The following is a 17,186-nucleotide window of genomic DNA, read 5'->3' on the forward strand; positions in this document are numbered from 1 at the left end:
GGCGTCATACAGCCCCTATGAGGACAATCTTTCCGCTTTTTCATTGCATCCGGGCGTCATACAGCCCCTATGAGGACAATCTTTCCGCTTTTTCGTTGCCCCCGGGCGTCATACAGCCCCTATGAGGACAATCTTTCCGCTTTTTCATGACATCCGGGCGTCATACAGCCCGCATTAGGACACTGCTACCTTTAATTGAAAGGTTCTCAGCAAACTAACCCTTCCTCAACTGATAAATCTGCTTCGCCCTTTCATACACTCCGTAATCAGCCCCGAATTTCTCCTCAATCCAATAGCGCATCTGCTCATCGGTCAGTTCTTCTTCCACGTATGCTTGATCCTTGAACCTTCTGATTGCGTTCTCCCTCAACTGGTACGGAACACCATCAATATAACCAAACATCCTCAAGCTATGAAAAGAGAATCCCTTCTCCCAATCATGGGAATCCAGCAAAGCCCCCTTTACATCTTCAAACGAGACAGGCTTCAAGCCCAAGGATTTTGTCGGACCCGGATGACGCTCTACCAGTGCCTCGTCTCCATTAACCTGATAGCTGAAAGTTTCCATGTCTGTACTCACGACAAAAGAAGTATGAAGAGGGAACGCTTGGAAAAACGGGGCACAATACCCCACATCCACGTAATATGGCTGATCCAGTTCCACCATTAAGCACAGATGGCCAGGTGTCATATACAGATAATTCACCTCAAAACCAAGCTCTTTCAATAAATAGTGAAAGCCAATCGCCAAGGTCCAGCAAGTACCCCCTGTTCCAGTTTGAATGATTCTGTCCACATACTCCTCGATACTCGGTAGATAAAGATCCTTTTCCTCCCTCTCTTCAAAATCCAGAAACTTCGTCCAAGTCTCCCATCTCACTTTTTTCTGATGGGCAGCGATCAATTCATTCAAGTAGGTTAAATCCGGCTCTTTCTTTTCCATTCCAAGATATTGCAGGAATTTATCTTTTGCGCTCATTTTCATGCCCCCATTTTAAGAAATCCATTAAATTTGTCCAAGCAATTTCTATCATTTTACATCTACTAATATAGCAGGAAATAGAAAGGAGTGTCCCTTTAGATGACTTTACGGAAAGCTAAACAAATTATTGAGACCGGCAAAGAGTATATTGGTACGCCTTATTTATTCGATGCAGCAGCCGGCAGAACGGACAGGTTCGATTGCAGTTCATTTGTTCAATATGTATATGCAGCACACGGCATTTCCCTGCCAAGAACCTCCCGCCAGCAATTCCAAGCCGGAAACCCAGTTCCACTCTCCAGTGTCAGGCGGGGAGACCTCCTTTTCTTCACAACACCAAAGCGCACAAATTTATCTGGCATCCAAAGAATTGGTCATGTTGCCATTTTCATAGGTAATAATTCCATCCTACACACTTCAAGGGTAGAAAAGAAAGTCGCTATCGCCTCCCTTTCCCCTTATTGGAACACCAAAATCATCGGCGCACGACGCGTGATTGGTTAAAGAACCTTTTATTGAAGGCTCTGTTAACGCATACTGTGGACTTTAGCAGCAACCTAGCTGTTGATTGGAGCAATAGGCGGAGACTCCTCGAAAATGCTGCCGCATTTTCTTCGTGCGATGTATTGCTGTCGAAGCCTTCCTTGTCCTGAGGGAGATAGCGTTTAGGGGAGACCCCGTAGGCAAAGCCGAGGAGGCTCCCCAAACGCCCCTAGGAAAGCGAAGCCTAGCGCAGAAATCAACAGCGGTGTTTAACAGAGCCTTATTGAAAAAAAGTAAAGACCACATATGGTTATATATGTTAAAATTTCCTTGTCATCCTTCAACTGGAAGACAGTCTCCTACCACACAAAAACGGATTGTGAGGAACAAAGATGAAGAAATGGTTGATACCTATTGGGGCGTATTTGGTTGTTTGTATCATTGTTGTATTCCTGCCTGCATCTGAAGGGCATGATGTTTTGGGCTGGAAACTTTTCGTGGGACAGTTTTATGCGATTCCCATCATGATCATCACGGCATTAGTAACCTATTTTTTCAGTAAAAGTGATACTACTGCTAAATTCTAATATTTATAAGTTAAAAGATAAGGGTCCTGGCATACCATTTGCCAGGACCCTTTCCTTTCATTCTATTCCATACTCTCACGCTTTTCCGATAAAATCTTCATCTGGTCATTTTCAAGCCCCAACTCAAAGGTTACCTTGAATTTTTTATAGGACACACCCTTTTCCGAGCGTTCCTGGGCAGTAATGACAGTGATGACCTCCACGTTGTTACCGTTTTGCTTAGTCAAGAGATCGTCCACTTCGATGGTAAGGAAGTCCAGATAACCCGACCGGAAATCTTCATAGGACGTCTTGGACTGCCAACTGCTGCCTAGCAAAGAGTAGGCCGTCACATAGTCTCTGTAATTGATGCTTTCGTAAAAATAATTCACGAGATATTCGGCAATGTCCACGTTGGTGGAGGTTTCCCCCGCACTGTTTCCTGATGTATTAGCTCCGATTCTTGGTAAAGATTCCATCGGGGATTCAGACCAACTCTTAATCAACGGCATCACATTCACCAAAGGAATGCTGAACCCGATGACGCCCTGATCCATGGTCGCGGAATTGATCCCGACTACTTCCCCTGTCTTGGTATCAATGAGGGGTCCACCACTGTTACCCGGTGCGATCGGCGCAGATATTTGAAAGACATCTTCATATTTGAAAGAGTCGATTTCAAATTCCCTGCCGGTACCGCTGATGATTCCGGTAGTGACCGTATTTTGTAAGCCCAATGGACTTCCAAGTGCGATGACATCGTCCCCGAGCTCCGCTTTCCTAGTTTCTGCTATTCTGAATGGCTTGGTGCCTTCTAGTTCCGGAACGCGAATAACCGCCACATCTGTATCAATGCTGATGCCAATTACTTCTCCAGTCAATTCCTTCGAATCGGCAGAGGTAATTTTGACTTCTTTCGCGTTAGCAACGACATGGGCATTCGTTACCACATCGCCTTTATCGTTGTATAAAAAACCAGAGCCGAACGAGCCATCCGGCAATTCAATTTTGACGACCAGCTTTTGAGATTCAAAGATGATCTCCTTCAGCGCTTGCGGGACATTTTCCTTTTCTTTCACTTCCGACTCCAAGTAAAGTTTGGAGGGTGCCGTCAGTTGGGCTGGGACGGTATTTTTTATATGAAAATACCCGATGATCCCTCCGCTTATCAAGATTATGGTCATGATGATACTTAAAAACCATCTAACATTCATTCCTACACCTTCTTTATTTCCGTTTCCTTGCGAACTGCTTACTCCTCTACCACCCATGTGATGTTCTCTATCTCAACCGTTACATCTTCAAAGACACCATAATAGTAATCTTCAAACTTTCCATTTTTTCCTGGTTCCAGCTTAAACGGGTAGACGGTTGTAAAGCCGGTATCGAGTACATTCTTGTCCTTGCTCAGTATATTATAGTAAACGGTAATGGAAGAAACGCTTGCGGACACAATATTTTTCACTTCCCCAGCGATGGTGAGTCCTCCCACTTCATCCTCTTCCACTTTTAATTTCTCTATTTCAAGGGCAGCATTCTTGTTCTTCAAATCTTCCTTGGCCGCTGCTTCCATGGCCTTCTCGATTCGATCAAACTCAGCCTGTTCAAACTCCTGTCTCGATTGATCAACCTTCTCTTTCAGAGACAGCAAACGCTTATCGTTCACCGCATATTGCAAGCCTCTATCCGCAAGTGTCATTGCATTGGTAAATTGCTTCTGCTCGATTTTATCTTCCGCTTCCTCCACCGTCAGCTGCACAATGCGGTTCAGGATTTGCTCTTTCACCGCTTTTCCTTCTTCTGAAGGGATAGAGGAGATGATGGCGAGTTTTCTTGAAAGTTCCTCCACTGTTTTCAACTGATCCAGTTCATTGTTGATCTTTCCAACCTTGATCATGACATCCTTTTCGGAAACATCTTCCTTCAATGGTTGAATTAACGGACCATCCAGCCTAGTAATCTTTTCGCGGAGCCTTGTTAGATTTTTCTCAGCCTCCTCAAATTTCTTTGACTTTATCTGTTCTTTCACATCTTCCAGTTCTGCATTGACCTCTTCCGCGATCTTTACCACTTCAAGGTTATTCCTTAATACATGATACTCAGGCCGCATTTCCATGGCGTTTGCCAGTTCATTCTTGGCCTGATCGTACTCTCCCTCTAAAGCAAGCTCCTCTGCTTCCTTCTTAATGGTGAGTACTTCTGCATTCACCTTATGCTCATGGTTATAAAACCATCCTACAGTACCAGCCACCAGAAACATGCTGATGATTGGTGGCAAGATGGGCATGTATGTAGATCGTTTCTTCTTGTTTCTCGAACTCCCTCGGCCTTCCAACCACTCTTCTTCCGTTTCGGATACATCTTCCTTCAAATTCGCTCCACAATTGAAGCAAAAATTGGCATCGGATGTTACTTTCCTTCCACATTTATGACAAAACATTCTATATTTGACCTCCATCAGTCTTGTAAGTAAAAGAAACATGCTTTTGTTCTTACACCATTTTACAATAGATTGCTAGATAAGTGTCAAATGAGGTCGGTAAATCTGGTGAAAAAAGGTAGAAAGTTTTTCCTTTTTTGTAGAATCTTCAAGGATTCTCGCTTTTTTTAGCGAATGGTAAGGGAAAGTAGTTTTTTTAGGGGGACATATCCGTGAATGTTAAAACAGACCTTGCAAAAGCGTTTATTGAAAATCCTTATTCCTTTTTCAAACAGGCGCATGAAGTCAACCCTGTACAATGGATTAACTTTTTCAATGTAGAGGGATGGCTTGTGACAGGCTATGAGGAAGTGGAAGCTGTGTTAAAGGATAAAAGATTCATTAAAGAGATTAGAAACCTCTTACCTCAGGAGGGAATGCCTCCTGTCCCGCAGACATTGATGCCTGTTGTCCAATTGACTCGCAACATGATGCTTTTCCGTGACGCCCCGAACCATACCAGACTGCGGGGGCTCGTGAATAAAGCTTTCACTCCAAGAATGACCGAACGATTGCGACCTACCATAGTGGAAATGGCAAACTACCTCTTGGATGCCAGAAAAGGGATGAAGGATCATGAGCTTATCCGGGACTTTGCTTATTCCCTGCCAGTCATGGTCATAACAGAGCTTATCGGGGTGCCAAAAGAAGACAGGGAACGCTTCCGCATCTGGTCCGATTCATTTGTAAAATTCATTGATTTTAATACCACTCAAGCAGACCTGGAGGAGGTGGCTCCTTATCTCGAGGAAGCCGACCAATACATGCGAAAGCTGATTGAGGTGAAGCGTGTGAAACCTGGAGAAGATTTGTTAAGTGGACTGATTACCGTATCCGATGCTGGTGATAAATTGAATGAGGACGAATTGGTCGCCACTTGTTTGTTACTTTTGATAGCAGGCCATGAAACGACAGTCAACCTCATTACGAACGGCTATCATTTGTTATTGAGGCATCCAGAAGAAATGCAGAAGCTAATGGCTGACCCTTCCTTGATTGAAAATGCAGTGGAAGAAATCCTTCGTTACGATCCGCCAGTCCTGCTCACCACAAGATGGGTTGGTGAGGACATGGAGCTTGGTGGGAAGCAGCTGAAAAAAGCCCAGGTGGCAATGGTTGCATTAGGTGCAGCGAACCGTGACCCTGCCATGAATGAAGATCCTGATACATTCAATGTGGCCAGGGACCATGTGAAGCATCTTTCTTTTGCTTCAGGACCGCATTTTTGCCTTGGGGCTCCCCTTGCGAGGCTTGAAGCTATGATCGCATTAGACCTATTGCTGAAACGTGTGCATAAGGTGGAGTTGCTAGGAGAACCATTGCGCCGGAATAATATTGTGTTCCGGGGATTTGAGGCGTTGAGGTTTAGCGGGGAAGTACGGTAGAGGATTTGGATAGGTGAGTGGAAAAGGGAGAGGTCATCATGAAGACCTCCCCTTCTTAATTTTCACGGTAAAGAGGGCTTCATAATACACTTATGCAACCCTCCATACCTCATTCTTCAAAAAGGCTTCATCGCTTTGCTTTCCCCTTTGATTTCACCGAACCTTTTGATTTAGATTTTGTTCTAGCAGTTGCGGTTCCGGGCTTTTTCCCGAAATCACTCTTCGGACTACGCTCCTGGCCAGTCTTCTTCCCAGCAGATTTTCCACGTCCACCGCCGGACTTCCCAGGCTTTCCGCCCTTCAAGTCCTCTTCCTTTACAAGCTTTCCGCCGAATACGACACGCTTTTCCAGTGTCAGTCCAAGCTCTCTTGCGAACTGCTTCAGCTTGCGCTCCTCCCGTTCGCTGACAATGGAGATGACCGTCCCTTCCGCCCCTTGGCGGCCAGTTCTACCGGAACGGTGCACATAGTTTTCCACTTCTTCCGGCAAGTCATAGTGGATCACGTGGCTTAACTCTTTGATATCCAGGCCACGTGCTGCCACATCTGTTGCTAGTAATACCGGGTACTCGTCTTTGCGGAAGTTCTTCATCGCATTTTCCCGTTCCTGCTTGGAGGATTCGGAATGCAAAATTCCCACGTTCAACTGCTTATAGTGTAGCTTTTCCGTCAATACGTTAAGGTTACCGATATCACGAACAAATGCAAGTGCCTTTATTCCCTTCACACGAAGTAAATTGGCCAGAACATTGGCTTTATCACGTTGATCAACAACTGTATATAAATGCTCCACACGAACCGGTGGGAGATCTTCCTTCGTCACCCTGATTACCACTGGTTCCTTCAATAAACCGATCGCCTGTTTTTCGGTCTCCTCCCTTAACGTCGCCGTGAACAATAACAGTTGTCTTTCCTGCATCGAGGACTTAATGATGTTCTCGATTGTTTTTTTATGTTCCGGGACAAATAACTGGTCAGCCTCGTCCATGACAATGGTCGTGACTTCATGCATTTTAATTTTCTTCGCTTGAATTAGCTCTTGTAGTCTTCCAGGAGTTCCTACAAGAATCTGAGGTCTTTTTTTCAACTTTTCAACCTGGCGTTTGACATTCGCTCCGCCGATGAACGATGCCCCTGTGATTTCGCTGCCTTCTGTCCATTTCTGGATCTGCTCGAATATTTGCATGGCAAGTTCCTTGGACGGTGCCACAATCAATGCTTGTGGGTGCTGTTTGGTTAGATCGATTCGCTCGATGATCGGAAGCAGATATGCCAACGTTTTTCCTGTACCTGTCGGTGATTCAACGAGGACATCTTTTCCTTCCAGGATGACTGGAATCGCCTGCTCCTGGACCGGGGTAGCAGCTTCAAACTCACTATTTTCCCAAAGATTTTGTATGAAAGGCTGTAATGTATTAATTAATGTAGTAGACATCATTTTCTCCTTTATGACCCTCAATCGGGGTTTTACGCTATTCTCCATTCTACCCTTTTTCATAGGAGGTTCCAATAGAAATATCCTTGTCATTTCCGATAAAAAGATACATGATTTCATGGTATTTGGAAAAATTATGTATAGCTATCCAGAAAGAGGAGGAAATAGTATGAATGAAGCGCAATTTAATAAACTGCCAAAGTCCCCAGAGCCTTATTGGAGGGAATCTGCAAAACTAAGCTCTTTTCCTACATTGAATACCAACAAAAAAACAGGTGTATGTATAGTGGGAGGGGGAATTACTGGAATTACAACTGCCTATCAACTTGTACAGGAAGGGCTGAAAGTCATCTTAATCGATGCAGATCAAATCCTGAATGGTACAACCGGCCATACCACCGCAAAAATAACAGCACAGCATGGCCTCATTTACGATGAGTTCATTCAGCATCTCGGCCAGGAAAAGGCGAAGCTTTATTACCAGGCAAACCATGACGCTCTTCACTTTATTAAAGATATGGTAGAGAGGAAGCGGATCGAGTGTGATTTTAGTGAACAGGATGCGTATATTTATTCCCAGTCGGAACAAGATGACCAAAAGGTAGTAAAAGAGTTTGAGGCATACCAGAAGCTCGGGATCGATGGAGACTTACAATATGAAATTCCCTATGACATCAAGACAAAATCGGTCGTGGTGATGAAAAACCAAGCCCAGTTCCACCCATTGCAATACTTACAGGTACTAGTGGACGGTATCGTGGAAAAAGGCGGAGAAATCTATGAACATACGGTGGCAACCGATGTGGAAGAAAAGCGCGGTTTGGCTGTTGTCACCAAAAACGGGGCAAAAATTGAGTGTGACTACATTGTTGCAGGCTCTCATTTTCCTTTTTACGATGGCAAAGGGTTCTTTTTCACCAGAATGTATGCTGAAAGATCCTATATCCTTGCTGCTAAAACAGAAAAAGATCTTGCGGAAGGTATGTATTATAGTGCTGGACAGCCTACAAGATCTATACGTTATGTAACGATCAATGGTGAAAAGGTTGCCTTGATTGGCGGGGACGGACATAAAACCGGACAAGGACAGGATACGTTGAAGCATTATGAAGCCTTGAGGACTTTCGGAGAGGAAGTTCTTGGGATTAAAGAAATCCTTTATCGTTGGTCGGCGCAGGATCTATATACTCTAGATAAGGTCCCGTATATCGGACGCATTACGTCAGGCCATCCTAACATTCTGATTGCCACAGGTTACCGTAAGTGGGGCATGACTAATGGAACGGCAGCAGCACTGTTAATTCAGGACTTAATACTTGGAAGAAAAAATAAGTATGAAAACCTGTTCACCCCATCCCGCTTTGTAGCTGATCCTAGTTTGAAGAAATTCATCAGCACCAATATGGATGTCGCCGGCCACTTAATTGAAGGAAAACTTGATCGTCCAACCAAAACCCCTGAGGAGCTTAGTCTTGACGAAGGTGGAGTTGTCACCATTAACGGACGTCGCGCTGGAGCGTATAAGGATGAAAAAGGCGAAGTGTTCTGTGTGGATACGACATGCACACATCTTGGTTGCGAAGTGGAATGGAATCATGGCGATAGAAGTTGGGACTGCCCATGCCATGGATCAAGATTCTCGATACACGGCGATGTCCTTGAAGGACCGGCAGATAAGCCACTGGAAAAACTATAAAGAATAGTGTGCATGAAGCAAGAGAGAAAGCGTTCGGTCGCCTTTCTCTCTTTTGCTTTACCCTACCACAGAAGCTTCCCTCTTCTGCTCCTCCTGTTTGACCGGCGGAAAGGAGATTTTCACTTCCGTCCCTTTCCCAAGCTCACTCGAATACGTCACCTTCCCATTCATCGTGTCAATGATTCGCATTGATACCGTGGTCCCAAGTCCCGTCCCCTTATCTTTGGTTGTATAGAACAACGTACCGATTCGGGAGACCTGTTCCTTTGTCATCCCTTTTCCGGTATCCTTTATGACAATTTGAATGCCCGCTTGCTGATTGGAGAGTAGTTTGATATACACCCGACCGTCCTGAGGGGTCGCCTCGATCGCGTTCTTTAAAATATTCACAAGTGCCTGCTTGAACTGATTTTTATCCGTCTCCATAAAGACATTTTTCTCGAGATAACTTTCCAGATGGATGCCATCCTTTATGGCAAGCGGATTCAAGAGCATCTTTACATCTTGCAGTAATTCACCCAAATCCACTTTTTCTATCTTCTTGAATTCGGGTTTAGCAAAGTTAAGGTAATCATTGATGATGGATTCTGCCCTGGCCAGCTCGCTAAGTATAAGTCCTGTGTACTGAAAATTTTTCCCCTTGTCTTCCTTGTGCATGAGCTGCAGGAACCCTTTCACCACCGTCAGTGGGTTCCGAACCTCATGTGCGATAGAAGCGGCAAGCTCCCCTAATGTATTCAGCTTTTCAGCTCGCCGGATCTCTTGCTTCATCAATTCACGCTCCAGCACTGCTTCGTGCAGCATAGAAGCAAAGCCAACACCAACCACTTGAATAAGTCCAAACAGGAGTATGTAGAGGGTAAGATTAGGCCCTTCACTTGCATTAGCAGGTTGAGTCAACAAATAGGCAATCAGAATCGACAACATGACAAAGTTAGGCCATAGCCCCACCAATACTGCAAAGCCTATTCTCTTCTTCTTCGTTTCTACTCTATTGAATCGTCTTAGACATAGAAATGGAACAGAAGCAGCTACAATTCCACTGATATAACCAAAAATCAGTGCATCTCCTCCAAGATACGTCCTCGTCCCAAGGAAGGCAACCAGAACGATAATCCCCGCTTTTGGTCCACCATAAAGGACCGCCAATACAAGCGGTATATAGCGGAGGTCCCAATACAGACCATAGTCGTAAAATGCAAACAATAAACAAAGGCTCGCGGAAACTCCTTGTAGGATCCCGATAAAATAGGGGGATTGTCCAAACCTTCTATTTTCTGACACGACATAGTAAATTAGCACCGGTGCCAATATGATCAGTACATGTAAAAGTAGCTTTTCCGCCAACATTTCAGCCCGCTCCCAACTTCAGCAATAAGTGTATGTTAATAGTGTTTCGACACCTATAAAGAAAACCCTTGTTCGTTCGACCGAAAAGTGTATATATTTTACTAGTTATTCACCATTCGAACCTTTTTTTCAACATTTCACACTTGATTTCCCACTATCTCCGAACTTAGTAGTAAAATTATCCTATCATTCTATTGGAAAGAGGTGGAGATACATGTATTGTACAGATTGCGGGGTACCTGACATCATTGAGCAATCAGGAACGCTATTGATTCAAGATGGGGAAAAGCAAGTAGTAGCTATCTACCAGACCATTGCAGAGTTGGAACAGGAGATTCATAAACTCATACATAAAAGTACTTCTTCCGAGCTTTTCGTAAGAACTTCATCTATGCGTGGCAAGTATTCACCAGAACACTTTTTGAAATTAGTACAGAATCATGAACTGTTGGAACTGATTGCGAACCAATCCTTCACCACCCATTTTCAGCCGATCATCGATTTACAGAACAAGGATGAACTGTTTGCCTATGAGTGCCTGCTGCGACCTCAATGGCAAGGGAAATCCGTTCCACCTTTTAAGCTGTTCGAATTTGCGCGCGAAACGAATCTTCACAATTACCTGGACCAAAAAGCGCGGGAAAGCTCCATCGTTTCCGCTAGCAGTAAGCATGTACCAAAAGAGGTGAAATTGTTCATTAACTTTCTCCCTTCATCCATTTACAACCCGGAATTCTGCCTGCAGCACACCTTTACAATAGTAAGGGAGAACAGTATCCTCCCAAGCCAGCTTGTCTTTGAAGTAGTGGAGTCGGAACAAATCCATGACATCGACCACCTGGAATCCATTTTCAAAACGTATAAAAAATCAGGGATGCAGGTTGCGCTAGACGATGTTGGAGCTGGATATGCCACTTTGGAAGTGCTGGAAAAGCTTCAACCTGACTTTGTGAAAATAGACAGAGAGTATGTATCACATTGTGATTCCACCCTCGAGAAGCAACTTTTCCTTAAAAGCGTTGTAAGTGTCGCTGCCAAACTCAACATCAAAGTGTTGGCCGAAGGAATCGAAAGAAAAGAAGAATTGGAATTTTGCCGTACTATTGGCATCCATTACGGGCAAGGGTATTTGATTGGAAAGCCTGGACCAGATATATTGACGCCTGTTTTGGCATAGTCAGCACAAAGAAATCCCTCACCACTTAGTGAGGGATTTCTTTTTCATGTAGCTCTTTTCTCAAAGATTATTGTATTCATTAGTAAAAGTCGGCATTTGGACTTTTTACTGCTTAGATACAAGAAATTTGTATTGTAGGGAAAAGAACCTTCATGTATTAAGAAGCTCTTTCATCGTCTTTCTTGTATTCTTCCGTCCAGAAATCCGCATTCTTGATTCCCAACTTCTCAGGATTAAATGTCGGATCCAGCCCCTGCTTTCTTTGCTCATCATAATCCTTCAATACAGCAAGTGCAGGTTTAGCCAACAAGAGCAACGCAATGAGGTTGAGCCAGACCATGATACCAAGTCCAACATCCCCAAGGTCCCAAGCAACCTGAGTCGTTCTTACCACACCAAAGTATGTTGCAAGTAAAAGAACAACCTTCAGAATGAACATCGGGATTTTATTGCTCCGCCCTCGCATCAAGTAAGCTACATTCGTTTCTGCAATGTAGTAGTATGCCATAATGGTAGTGAAGGCAAAGAATAGCAATGCGATACCGACAAATCCGGCACCGAACCCTGGGATGACAGATTCAACGGCAGCCTGTGTATAAGCTGGTCCGGCTTCTACCGCATCTCCAAGATTGTTACGAAGGAACTGTCCTTCGTTTTCAGGGTCGACAACATTGTAAGATCCTGTGAAAAGAATCATAAATGCCGTAGCGGAACAAACTAAAATTGTATCGATATAAACAGAGAATGCCTGAACCAGGCCTTGTTTCGCTGGATGCGATACCTCAGCAGCTGCTGCAGCATGCGGTCCAGTTCCTTGTCCTGCTTCGTTCGAGAAGATCCCACGCTTTACACCCCATGCAATGGCTGCCCCAATGATTCCACCGAACGCGGAATCAACCGCAAAGGCACTGCGGAAAATCAATCCGAATACTGCAGGAAGTTCAGTGATATTTAAGATGATGATAAATAAAGATACTAAAACATACGCCACTGCCATGAATGGTACAACAAATTGTGCAACAGAAGCGATACGCTTTACCCCACCAAAGATGATCAGTCCGATGATGACTACCAGCGAGATGGCGATGATTTGCTTATTGATTCCAAAAGCATTGTTCAAACCAGAGCCGATGGCATTCGCCTGCAGACCAGGCATCAATAAACTCATGGCTAAAAGAGCCGCAAAAGCGAAGATGATTCCATACCATCTCCAGCCGATACCTTTCTCGATATAATAGGCTGGCCCCCCGCGGTACTCCCCTTCCTGCTTCGATTTGTAAACCTGAGCAAGAGTGGATTCAACAAAGGCACTTGATGCTCCAATGAATGCGATCATCCACATCCAAAAAACCGCACCAGGTCCCCCCATTGCGATAGCTGTTGCTGTACCAGCGATATTACCGGTTCCTACACGTCCCGATAAAGAAATAGATAAGGCCTGAAACGAGGAAACCCCTGCGCTGGAAGCTTTACCGGAGAATAATTGCTTGATCATGTCTCCGAACAGTCTTACTTGCACAAATTTTGTCAAAATGGTAAATAACAATCCGACCCCAAGACAGAAAACTATCATTGGTGTACTCCATAGAAGATTTACTAAGCCGCCAATCGGATTTTCAAAGAACGCTTCCAAATTGTAATCCCCCTTTAACACATTTGCAATATTTAGAATTTTCATTCTGTACTGCATTATAAATCATATTCAGAAAATAGACAATACATGTCTCCTTCATCAAGTGAGCTAATATGACAGAAACCTTTATATAACGACGTATTTCCCGGGAAAACTTCGTCTGATTTTTTATTTTTATAACAACCAAAAACTCCGGCAGGTTCACGAAAGTTCCATGAACGCACCGGAGTGATAACCGTATCTTTTATCCTACTTCCTTCTTCAACTGACTTGTGAATAATTCGTAGTAAAATCCTTGTTCTTTTAGCAAGTCATCATGCGAACCTTTTTCAATGATTTCACCTTCCTTTAAAACTAGAATCTGGTCGGCACTTTGGATGGTATTCAGGCGGTGGGCGATGACAAAGCTTGTTCGCCCTTCCATCAAGCGTTGTAGCGCTTCTTGGATTTTCATTTCCGTTATTGTATCAATACTGCTTGTTGCTTCATCCAACACAAGGATCGTTGGATTTGCCAGGACCGCCCTGGCAATGGAAAGCAATTGTTTTTGCCCTTGACTGATCCCACTTCCATCTTGCTTCAACCTAAAATCATACCCACCTGGCAACTTCCTGATAAAGGAATGGGCATTCGCCATTTTTGCCGCTTCCTCCACTTCCTCATTCGTCGCATCCAGACGTCCGTATCGGATGTTTTCCCGGACAGTCCCTTCAAATAGGAAGGAATCCTGCAAAACAAAGGCCATGTGCCTACGTAAATTCGAACGTTTTATCCTGTTGATTGGATGGCCATCTAATAGGATGGTGCCGCTGTCCAGGTCATAGAAACGGGAGATCAGGTTGATGACAGTAGTCTTCCCTGCACCAGTTGGCCCTACAAATGCTACGGTCTCCCCTACATCTACATGGAAGCTGATGTTACGTATAGTCGTGTCATCTTCGTCATAAGAGAACGTCGCATCACGGAATTCCACTTCTCCTTTAACAGAATCCAACTCGATTGCTTCTGTTTCATCACTTTCTTCCTCTTTCTCATCCAATACATCAAACACGCGCTCCGCACCTGCGACAGCGGACAGCAAGGTGTTGAACTGATTGGCAAGGTCATTCAGCGGGCGAGTGAACTGTCTTGAATACTCTGCAAAAATAACGATGACACCTATGGTGATACCTGACTGTGTATTTAATGCCAAGAGACCGCCGACACCGGCAATGATCGCAAAGCTTAAGTTATTCAACATGTTCATCAACTTGGGGATAAACCCGGAATAAGTCTGGGCCCAGTAAGCGGATTTTTTGAGTTTTAAACTTTTCTCCGTAAACTCTTCCATTACCTTGTCTTCCTGTGAAAATGTTTTGACAATCCGCTGACCAGAGATGGTTTCTTCAATGTACCCATTTAACTCACCGAGATTTTTTTGGGTTTGTTTGAAGAGCGGACCTGTCCGATTTGTTATCCATTTTAATCCTAGAAACATGACTGGGACGATAATCAAGGTGATCGCAGTCAGTAATGGACTGAGATATAACATGACAGACACCGTTCCGACAAGTGTCAGGATACTCGAGAATATTTGAATGACCGAGCTGTTCAGGGTGGAACTGACATTTTCCATATCATTTGTCACCCGGCTCATCAATTCCCCATGTTGCCTTTTATCAAAATAAGGGATCGGAAGCTTATGCAAGTGCTCGAATAATTGCGTCCGCATTTTCAACACGGTATTCTGTGCAATGCCAACCATCCAGTAGTTTTGCAACCACATGGACAGAGAGTAGAAAAGATAGATGAAAACAAGGCCAATCAAGACATTTAAAAGACCGGCAGAGTTCCGTTCCACCACATAATTATCAATGGCCATCCCTACGATAAAAGGTCCTAAAAGTCCAAGTGCAGAGCTTATGAGGACCATTAAAAGAACAAGCATCAACAGCCCTTTGTTTTCCCCAAGGTAGCGCCAAACACGTTTGATGGTCCCTTTCCAGTCCTTGGCTTTTGGCTTCGGATTGGCTTTACCTGCAACGGCTGCGCTGCTACTTATACGCTTCGACATGCTCTGTCACCTCCGTTCCAAACTGTGACTGGTAGATTTTCTGATATAGCGTAGAGGTTGCAAGCAGCTTCTCATGACTGCCCTCTTCTAGCAGCCTGCCATCTTCAATCAATAATATCTTATCGGCTTCCATTGCCGTACTAACTTTTTGTGTCACGATAAACATGGTGCATTGATAGTTCTTGATAGCGGTGAGCAACTTTGCTTCTGTTTTTAAATCAAGCGCACTTGTCGAGTCATCCAGCATCAGTATCTTCGGCTTTCTTACAAGGGCTCGCGCAATGGATAGCCTTTGTTTCTGACCGCCGGACAAGTTAACGCCTTTTTGTCCAAGCACCGTCTCATACTTGTTTGGCAAACGGTCAATCGTCTCATGGATTTGCGCATCCTTTGCGACCTGGATGATCTCCTCCAAAGTTGCGTCTTCTTTCCCCCAGGCGATATTGTCTTTTACCGAGCCGGAAAAAAGAAGGGCTTCCTGTGGGACATATCCGATTTTTTTACGGAGACCCTTTAAGGACAAGTCGGTTAGATCCTTTCCATCCACCCGTATGGTTCCCTTGTCAATATCATATAACCTTGGGATCAACTGAAACAGAGAGGATTTCCCTGCACCTGTCGCCCCCATGATGGCGACTGTGGAACCAGCCTCAGCATGGAAAGAGATATCCTCCAACACCGGCACATCGGTATTTGGGTAATGGAAGGAAACTTGATCGAATTCTATTTCCCCATATTCAAACGATGCTTCCTTATCCACATCCACTTTATCCACTAAATCTATTTCCTCTTCCAGTACATCCGTTATCCGGTGTGCTGAAGCTTTAGCTCTGGCAAATGCCATGATGATAAAAGAAAAGATGGAAAGTGCGCCGGTGATCCTTGTTGCATAATTGACGATGGCTACAACCTCACCAACCTGGGCTCCTCCGTTGGTGACGCCAATGCTCCCGAACCAAAGGACAGCAAGGATGCTTCCGTTCATGATAAGCAAAAGTATCGGCATCGTTATTTCCATTAGGCGTAGAGCGGAGACAGTCTGGTCCTTCAGTTCTTCACTTGCGTTATCAAAGCGCTTCATTTCATGTTCTTTACGAAGAAACGCTTTTATCAAACGAATCCCACCAAGGTTTTCCCGCATGACATTATTCACACCATCTAGTTTTTCCTGTACCGATTTGAATAGTGCACCACCTTTTTTCATCACCCAGACAAGGAAGATGAAAAGGACAGGGACACCGATAACAAGGAACAGGGCCAATTGCCAGTTGACAATCAATGCCATCACTACTCCACCGATGACAAGTAAAGGTGCACGCAACATGATCCGCAAACTCATGAAAACCGTATTTTGGATTTGCGTGACATCATTGGTCATTCGTGTAATTAGTGACGATGTCGGAAACAAGCTAAAGTTCGCGAAAGAAAATGATTGTATTTTCCCGAACAGTCCCCTTCTTATATCAAATCCAAAACTTTGACTGACATGGGCTGCAAAAAAAGAATTGATGATACCTGCCGCAAAAGCAATAAAGGAGAACAGCACCATGATGCCCCCCCACTTCATGACTGCATCCAGGTCCCCTGTCAGTATTCCCTCATCAATAATTTTTGCCATGAGCAACGGATGCATCAGCTCCACGACAAGTTCCGTCAGCATCAAAAACAAGGCGATTGCCACTGCCAGCTTATACGGCTTTAAATACGAAAATATTTTCCCCATAATACTTGATCCTCCAAACCATTCACTCTGTTTAGTCTGCGTTGAAATGATGAAATCTATTTGACGCGCAGATAATCCTTCGTTTAGCGAAACGAATATCTTGAAATTTATATATTATCTTATTATCATACCTTTATAACTATGTTTTTTAAATAGTTTGAATTATTATTATTGGTAGGAAGTTGAAAAAAGTTAAATCATCAACGGTGTATAACAGATCCCTT

13 protein-coding genes are annotated in these 17,186 nt (G+C 44.2%); 5 read left to right on the forward strand and 8 right to left on the reverse strand.

All coding sequences use genetic code 11. From position 1 onward, the window contains the following. Nucleotides 1-214: 214 nt before the first annotated feature. Nucleotides 215-979 carry an arylamine N-acetyltransferase gene (locus tag EKQ44_RS19505; RefSeq protein ID WP_237665226.1) on the reverse strand — a complete coding sequence of 255 codons (765 nt, stop codon included), beginning with the start codon at nt 977-979 and terminating at the stop codon, nt 215-217. A gap of 102 nt (nt 980-1,081) precedes the next feature. Here EKQ44_RS19505 and EKQ44_RS19510 point away from each other — a divergent pair, with 102 nt between their 5' ends. After that, nucleotides 1,082-1,486, forward strand: a complete 405-nt coding sequence (locus EKQ44_RS19510; RefSeq protein WP_237665227.1) for a C40 family peptidase — start codon at nt 1,082-1,084, stop codon at nt 1,484-1,486. A 371-nt stretch (nt 1,487-1,857) separates the two neighbouring features. Continuing rightward, on the forward strand, nt 1,858-2,052 hold the full coding sequence (locus EKQ44_RS19515) for a DUF4017 family protein (protein WP_237665228.1): 195 nt from the start codon (nt 1,858-1,860) through the stop codon (nt 2,050-2,052). A gap of 62 nt (nt 2,053-2,114) precedes the next feature. On the opposite strand, the gene EKQ44_RS19520 is transcribed toward EKQ44_RS19515, so the two are convergent. Continuing rightward, nucleotides 2,115-3,245, reverse strand: a complete 1,131-nt coding sequence (locus EKQ44_RS19520; protein WP_237665229.1) for a S1C family serine protease — start codon at nt 3,243-3,245, stop codon at nt 2,115-2,117. 38 nt (nt 3,246-3,283) lie between these two features. Next, complete coding sequence (locus EKQ44_RS19525; RefSeq protein ID WP_237665230.1) at nt 3,284-4,471, reverse strand: zinc-ribbon domain-containing protein; 1,188 nt, start codon at nt 4,469-4,471, stop codon at nt 3,284-3,286. A 212-nt stretch (nt 4,472-4,683) separates the two neighbouring features. On the opposite strand from EKQ44_RS19525, the gene EKQ44_RS19530 reads away from it, so the two are divergent. Beyond that, nucleotides 4,684-5,895, forward strand: a complete 1,212-nt coding sequence (locus tag EKQ44_RS19530) for a cytochrome P450 (RefSeq protein WP_237665231.1) — start codon at nt 4,684-4,686, stop codon at nt 5,893-5,895. A gap of 127 nt (nt 5,896-6,022) precedes the next feature. Here EKQ44_RS19530 and EKQ44_RS19535 read toward each other — a convergent pair whose 3' ends face one another. After that, on the reverse strand, nt 6,023-7,330 hold the full coding sequence (locus EKQ44_RS19535; RefSeq protein ID WP_331254677.1) for a DEAD/DEAH box helicase: 1,308 nt from the start codon (nt 7,328-7,330) through the stop codon (nt 6,023-6,025). Between the two features lie 169 nt (nt 7,331-7,499). Between EKQ44_RS19535 and EKQ44_RS19540 the strand changes: the two genes are divergently transcribed. Beyond that, entirely contained in the window at nt 7,500-9,026 is a 1,527-nt protein-coding gene (locus EKQ44_RS19540; protein WP_237665232.1) for an FAD-dependent oxidoreductase, read from the forward strand. A 57-nt stretch (nt 9,027-9,083) separates the two neighbouring features. On the opposite strand, the gene EKQ44_RS19545 is transcribed toward EKQ44_RS19540, so the two are convergent. Continuing rightward, entirely contained in the window at nt 9,084-10,376 is a 1,293-nt protein-coding gene (locus tag EKQ44_RS19545) for an ATP-binding protein (protein WP_237665233.1), read from the reverse strand. A gap of 214 nt (nt 10,377-10,590) precedes the next feature. Here EKQ44_RS19545 and EKQ44_RS19550 point away from each other — a divergent pair, with 214 nt between their 5' ends. After that, nucleotides 10,591-11,553 carry an EAL domain-containing protein gene (locus EKQ44_RS19550; RefSeq protein WP_237665234.1) on the forward strand — a complete coding sequence of 321 codons (963 nt, stop codon included), beginning with the start codon at nt 10,591-10,593 and terminating at the stop codon, nt 11,551-11,553. A gap of 157 nt (nt 11,554-11,710) precedes the next feature. Here EKQ44_RS19550 and EKQ44_RS19555 read toward each other — a convergent pair whose 3' ends face one another. The 3 genes from EKQ44_RS19555 to EKQ44_RS19565 form a co-directional block, all read right to left on the reverse strand. After that, complete coding sequence (locus EKQ44_RS19555; protein ID WP_237665280.1) at nt 11,711-13,126, reverse strand: alanine/glycine:cation symporter family protein; 1,416 nt, start codon at nt 13,124-13,126, stop codon at nt 11,711-11,713. Between the two features lie 304 nt (nt 13,127-13,430). Continuing rightward, the gene (locus EKQ44_RS19560; RefSeq protein WP_237665235.1) at nt 13,431-15,239 is read right to left on the reverse strand and encodes an ABC transporter ATP-binding protein; all 1,809 of its coding nucleotides are present in this window, start codon (nt 15,237-15,239) and stop codon (nt 13,431-13,433) included. Further along, nucleotides 15,220-16,962 (reverse strand): ABC transporter ATP-binding protein, encoded by a 1,743-nt coding sequence (locus EKQ44_RS19565; RefSeq protein ID WP_237665236.1) that lies wholly within the window; start codon nt 16,960-16,962, stop codon nt 15,220-15,222. Before EKQ44_RS19565 ends, EKQ44_RS19560 begins: the two co-directional genes overlap by 20 nt. Between the last annotated feature and the right edge of the window lie 224 nt (nt 16,963-17,186).

The sequence above is a fragment of the Sutcliffiella horikoshii genome (assembly GCF_021991925.1).
GTDB classification, from domain to species: Bacteria; Bacillota; Bacilli; order Bacillales; family Bacillaceae_I; genus Sutcliffiella_A; species Sutcliffiella_A horikoshii_F.